The sequence below is a fragment of the Micromonospora palythoicola genome (assembly GCF_036689795.1).
Lineage (GTDB): Bacteria > Actinomycetota > Actinomycetes > Mycobacteriales > Micromonosporaceae > Micromonospora > Micromonospora palythoicola.
In genome coordinates this window covers 1-6,156 of sequence record NZ_JBAGKI010000122.1, presented here as the reverse complement: position 1 = coordinate 6,156, position 6,156 = coordinate 1, and the positions used below count along the sequence as shown (strand labels likewise).

3 protein-coding genes are annotated in these 6,156 nt (G+C 71.0%); 1 reads left to right on the top strand and 2 read right to left on the bottom strand.

The genetic code is table 11. From position 1 onward, the window contains the following. Positions 1–82 precede the first annotated feature (82 nt). Positions 83–1,651 (bottom strand): aldehyde dehydrogenase family protein, encoded by a 1,569-nt coding sequence (locus V5O40_RS27645; RefSeq protein ID WP_332908171.1) that lies wholly within the window; start codon positions 1,649–1,651, stop codon positions 83–85. 349 nt (positions 1,652–2,000) lie between these two features. Then, complete coding sequence (locus V5O40_RS27640) at positions 2,001–2,759, bottom strand: LPXTG cell wall anchor domain-containing protein (RefSeq protein WP_332908170.1); 759 nt, start codon at positions 2,757–2,759, stop codon at positions 2,001–2,003. A 460-nt stretch (positions 2,760–3,219) separates the two neighbouring features. On the opposite strand from V5O40_RS27640, the gene V5O40_RS27635 reads away from it, so the two are divergent. After that, positions 3,220–6,066, top strand: coding sequence for a glycoside hydrolase family 9 protein (locus V5O40_RS27635; protein WP_332908169.1), 2,847 nt, complete (start codon positions 3,220–3,222; stop codon positions 6,064–6,066). Positions 6,067–6,156: the final 90 nt, after the last annotated feature.

Genomic DNA, 6,156 nt, shown 5'->3' with positions numbered 1-6,156 from the left:
CCCGGGGTGGGGGGGGCCGGTGGGGGGGGCTGCGAGCGGGGGGGGGGCCCCGCCCCCACCGCGTGCTTCTGGTCGGGCCCGGTCAGAGGTTCGGAGGTAGGGCGGTGCGGTCCTGGAAGTGGCCGTAGAGGCGGTCGTCGTCGCCCACGGTGACGGCCTGGACCAGCAGGTCCCCGCCGACGAACGCACCCTTCCAGGAGGCGCCCCGCCCGCCGAACGGCTCCTGGCGGTCGCCTCGCGAGCGGGGCTTGTTGATGCCCACCTTGAAGGCCTGCAGGTCGACCGCGAGCTTCGCCGCCTCGTCGGTGTCGTCGCAGGCGAGGGAGGCCACCAGCGCGCCGTTGGAGGCGTTCATCTGGGCCAGCAACTCGTCGGTGGTGTCCACCACGACGATGGTGTCGACCGGGCCGAACGGCTCGGCGTGCATCAGCCGGGACCGGCCGGGCGGGGCGAGCAGCACCGACGGTGCGACGTACGCCGAGGTGTCCTGCCCGGGCAGGAACGGCGCGCCGTCGAGTTTGCCCCGGTACAACGGGACCGCGCCGCCGCGTACCGCCTCGTCGACCTTGCGGCGCAACTCGTCGGCCTTGGCGGCGCTGATCAGCGGACCGAAGTCCAGCTCCGGCAACGGGTCGCCGGCCCGCCAGGTCTCGTCGACCGCGAGCGGGTGCCCGAACCGGACCGAGCGGACCACCGGCAGGTACATGTCGAGGAACTCATCGACCAGGTCCCGCTGGACCACGAACCGGGGGTACGCGGTGCAGCGCTGCTTGCCGTACTCGAAGCCCTTCCTCAGGTGTGCGGCGAGCAGGTCCCACTGGGAGAAGTTCCACACGCCCCAGGCGTTGAGGCCCTCCTGCTCGATGAAGTGGCGCTTGTTCGAGTCGAGCAGAGCGGCGGCCACCTTTCCCCCGTTGGAGCGGCCACCGACGAAGGCCACCGCACCGATCTCGGGCGCCCGCACCAGCACCTCGGACAGCGCCTCGCCGCTGCCGGAGAGCAGCGTGGCGGGCAGCCCGGCGCGGTGCAGCAGGGCGTGCGCCACGGTCAGACAGACCGCGCCGCCCTGCGACGGCGTCTTGGCGATGACCGCGTTGCCAGCGAGCATCTGCACCAGTTCGGCGTGCACCAGCACGCTCATCGGGTAGTTCCACGAGGCGATGTTGCTGACCGGGCCGGGCAGCGGGGTACGGCCGTCGGCGAGCATCCGGTCGATCTCGTCGACGTACCAGCGCACCCCGTCGAGGGCGCGGTCGACGTCGGCGCAGGCCAGTCGCCACGGCTTGCCGATCTCCCAGACCAGCAGCAGGGCCAGCAGGTCGCGGTGGGCGGTGAGGGCGTCCAGCGCGTCGACGACCCGCGACCGGCGTTCGGCCAGCGGGGTGTCGGCCCAGGTGGCGTGGGCGCTGGCGGCGTGGATCACCGCGTCGTGCGCGGTCGCCGCGTCCAGCCGTGCCAGGTTGACCAGCACACTGTTGTCGACCGGGGTACGCGCCGGCGTCGGCGCGCCGCCGCTGCGCCACTCGCCGCCGACCAGGTTCCGTAGCGTGACGGTGCCGTCGGCCGGGTGGTCGAACGCCTCCGCGGCGGCGGCCACCGCCCGGGCGAGAGTGTCGGACCAGGAGGTTCCGTCGGCCAGTCGTAGAGCCATCGCGATCTCCTCGGGTGGGCGGGGGAGCGGCCGTCGACGGGTGCCGCCAGGTGCCGCGTACTGTCGCCTGCCGCCCAGTGCGACGGCAACAGTACGTTCCGTATCGCAGGACACCCGGCCTCACTCACTCCCTTGTGGAGTATCTACTCGCATCCTGTGTCGGTGGCCCTCACCTGCTGAATCCCGATCTGTTGATTGAGGATGATCGATAGTGTGAAGAATCCCCCTTTGTTACCGGCGAGTACGGTCGGAGCTGTCCGGCGGTGGCATCGACGAGGATGCGACTAAACCGTCCCCCGACGACGAGAACGGCCGCCGGGAACGCCGGCGGCCGTACTCAAGGGTGGTGTCAGCTGGTGAAGGTGATCCCGTCACGCCGACGTCGCAGCGCGACCAGGGCGACACCGCCACCGATCAGGCCGACGCCGACCAGCGCCATGGTCGTCACCGCCGCGCCGGTGACCGGCAGGTTGCCGTCGTCACCACCGCCACCGCCGGTGCCGCTCGACGGGCTGGCCGACGGCGTTTCCGACGGGACCGGCGAACCGGGGACCGTCGGCGTCGGGGTGGGCGACTCCGAGTTGGTGGGCGTCGGGGTCGGTGACTCCGAGTTGGTCGGCGTCGGGGTCGGCGACTCCGGGGTCGGCCGGCCGGCGCAGGTGTGGCTGAGGTTGAAGCCGTCACCCTGACCGCTGATCGTGGCGCTACCGTTCACCAGCGTCCACCCGGCCGGAGTGAACAGATACGCGTGGATGAGCCGGGACTCGTTCCGCCCAGCGGGGTAGAGCGCGTCCGGGTAGGCGTCGGTGGCGTCGGGCACGGGGACGTCGACCGTGCCGGAGCCGGTGTCGAAGCTCAGGGTCAGACTCTGGAAACCGCCTGCGGACGGACCGCCGGGCAGGACGAAGTGCCAGCCGTCGTGGTCCGCGGGGCGGTCGGCGAACCTGCTGTCCGCGCACTGCTGTTGGAAGTCGGCCGCGGTGGAACCCTGGTGGGCCGGGTGGAGCGGAACGGTGCTGCTCGCCCAGGCCGGGGCGGCGAGGGCGAGGAGGGCCGTGGCGGCGACGCCGGAGACGGCCGCGCGCGCCACGTGCCGACGCTGTGGCATGAGAATTCCTCCGAATCTCAGCGGGATGACGGCACATGCTCGCATCCGGACGGCCGGTTCTGATCTCGGGCGAACAGCCTGACCTGGGCAGACTCGAAGTCGCGATGTGCCCGCGCGGGTGTCTCCGGGGCCGTCGGCGGGCGTGTCGGTGTAACGAAACACGGCCGTCCGACGCACGACGGCATCGTCGGGCGGGCTTCCCAACCGACGGTGCCCGGATTACATTGTCAACTATCCATGGGAGCGCTCCCGGTCCTGTTGGAGCCACCTCGCCGCCACCACCACCGCCGGCAGCCGTCCACTCCGACGCGGGTATGCGTCCGGTCGATGCCGTCGGGCACGCATCGACAGGAGTAGTCGCATGCACCTACCCCCACGGTCGGGCCGTATCCACCGCGATCGGCCCGTTCCGGATCAGTCCTCGCCGCGGCATCGTCCCGATCAGCCGTGGCCCCGCCGGATGCTGGCGGCCGTCACCGCGCTCGCCGCCGGCTGCACGCTCGCGCTCGGCGTACCCGCCACCGGTGCCGCCGCCGCACCGACCGATGGTGCCGCGACCAGCGCCGCGGCACCGGCCTTCAACTACGCGGAGGCGCTACAGAAGTCCCTGCTGTTCTACGAGGCGCAGCAGTCCGGGAAACTGCCGGACTGGAACCGCGTCTCGTGGCGTGGCGACTCGGCGCTCCGCGACGGCTCGGACGTCGGAGTCGACCTCACCGGCGGCTGGTACGACGCCGGTGACCACGTGAAGTTCGGCTTCCCGATGGCGTTCAGCGCCACCATGCTGGCCTGGGGCGCGGTCGAGTACCGGTCCGGGTACGCCGCCTCCGGCCAGCTCACCCACCTGCTGAACAACCTGCGCTGGGTGAACGACTACTTCGTCAAGGCGCACCCGTCGCCGAACGTCCTCTACGGACAGGTGGGCAACGGCGACGACGACCACAAGTGGTGGGGGCCGGCCGAGGTGATGCCGATGGCGCGGCCCGCGTACAAGATCGACGCGAGCTGTGGCGGCGCGGACCTGGCGGGGGAGACCGCCGCCGCGATGGCCGCCTCGTCCATGGTGTTCCGGCCCACCGACGCCGCGTACGCCGACAAGCTGCTGACCCACGCGCGCCAGCTCTACACCTTCGCTGACACGGTGCGGAAGAACTACCACGAGTGCATCACCGACGCCACCAGCTTCTACCGGTCCTGGAGCGGCTACCAGGACGAACTGGTCTGGGGTGCGATCTGGCTGTACCGGGCCACCGGTGACGCCGCGTACCTGGCCAAGGCGGAGAGCGAGTACGACAAGCTCGGTACCGAGCCGCAGACCACCACCCGGTCGTACAAGTGGACCGTCGCCTGGGACAACAAGCAGTTCGGGGCGTACGTGCTGCTGGCCAACCTGACCGGCAAGCAGAAGTACGTCGACGACGCCAACCGGTGGCTGGACTTCTGGACCGTCGGGGTCAACGGCGAACGGGTCCGGTACTCGCCCGGCGGGATGGCGGTGCTCGACTCGTGGGGCGCCCTGCGGTACGCCGCCAACACCGCGTTCGCCGCGCTGGTCTACAGCGACAAGACCACCGACGCGACCCGCAAGACGCGCTACCACGACTTCGCCGTCCGGCAGATCAACTACGCGCTCGGCGACAACCCCCGCAACTCCAGCTACGTGATCGGCTTCGGCGCCAACCCGCCGAAGAACCCACACCACCGCACCGCGCACGGTTCCTGGTGGGACAGCCAGACCGTGCCCACCGAGACCCGGCACACCCTCCACGGCGCGCTGGTCGGCGGGCCGTCCTCGCCGAACGACGCGTACACCGACAACCGGTCGGACTACGTGATGAACGAGGTCGCCACCGACTACAACGCCGGCTTCACCTCCGCGTTGGCCCGGCTCTCCCAGGAGTACGGCGGCACCCCGCTGGCCAACTTCCCCGTCCCTGAGCAGCCCGACATCGACGAGCTGACCGTGGAGACCACGGTCATGCAGAACGAGACGCGAGCCACCGGCATCAAGGCGATCATCTACAACAAGTCGGCCTTCCCGGCCCGGGCGCTGACCGACGCGAAGTTCCGCTACTACTTCCGGCCCGACGGCACCGGCCCGGTGCAGGTGACGTCCAGCTACACCCAGGGCTGCCCGGCACCGACCACCGCCCGCCAGGCCAGCGGCGACCTCTGGTACGTCGAGGTCGACTGCACCGGGCACACCATCGCACCGGCCGGCCAGTCGCAGCACCGGATGGAGGTGCAGTTCAAGGTCGGCGTGCCCGAGGGCGGCACCTGGAACCCGGCGAACGACCCGTCGTACCAGGCCACCGCCGGGCCGAACCGCAACGTGCCGCTCTACTCCGGGGGCGAGGTGGTGTGGGGTTCGGAGCCCGCGCCGGACGCCCCCGACACCACCCGGCCGACCACCCCCGGCGCCCCGGTGGCCACCTCGGTCACCTCCCGGTCGGTGAGCCTGACCTGGGCACCGTCCACCGACTCCGGCAGCGGGATCGACGTCTACCTCGTCAGCACCCGCCAGATCGGCAGCGACGCGATCATGTTGAGCAACGCCAGCACCAACTCGCTGACGATCGACGTGCTGCCGGCCCGGACGTACGAGTTCAGCGTGATGGCGCGGGACAGGGCCGGCAACACGTCCTTCTCGTCGCCGTCGCTGAGCGTGACGACTCCGGCCGTGGACGCGGGGGACACCGTCCCACCGACCAGGCCGGGCACGCCCACGGTCTCCGCCGTCACCTCGACCGGTGCGACGCTGACCTGGGCTCCGTCGACCGACAACGTGGGCGTCGTCGGGTACCGGATCTACCGTTCGTACCTGGTCGACACCCTGATCGACACGGTCACCGAGCCGACCTACCGGCTGACCGGCTTGACTCCGGACAGCACGACACCGTTCTACGTGGTCGCGATCGACGCCGCCGGCAACGCGTCACCGCCCTCGCAGACAGTGATGGTGACCACCTCGGCGCCGCTGCCCACGTCGCCCTGCCGGGTCACCTACGGCACCAACGACTGGAGCACCGGCTTCACCGCGAACATCACCATCACCAACACCGGCACGACCGCGATCAACGGCTGGACACTGGCGTTCAACTTCCCGAACGCCGGGCAGCGGGTCGGCCAGGGCTGGTCGGCCACCTACGCCCAGACCGGTGCGGCGGTGACCGCCACCAACATGTCGTACAACGGCAACCTGGCACCGGGCGCGTCGGTCGGCATCGGCTTCAACGGCACCCACACCGGCAGCAACCCGAAGCCCACCTCGTTCACGCTCAACGGCGCCACCTGCACCATCGGCTGAGATCAGCCGGCGACGGCTCGGCCCTGGGCGCGCGCAGGGAGGGGCGGGGCGGGGGCCGCGCTGGTGAGGTAGTGGGGGGGTGGGGGGGGG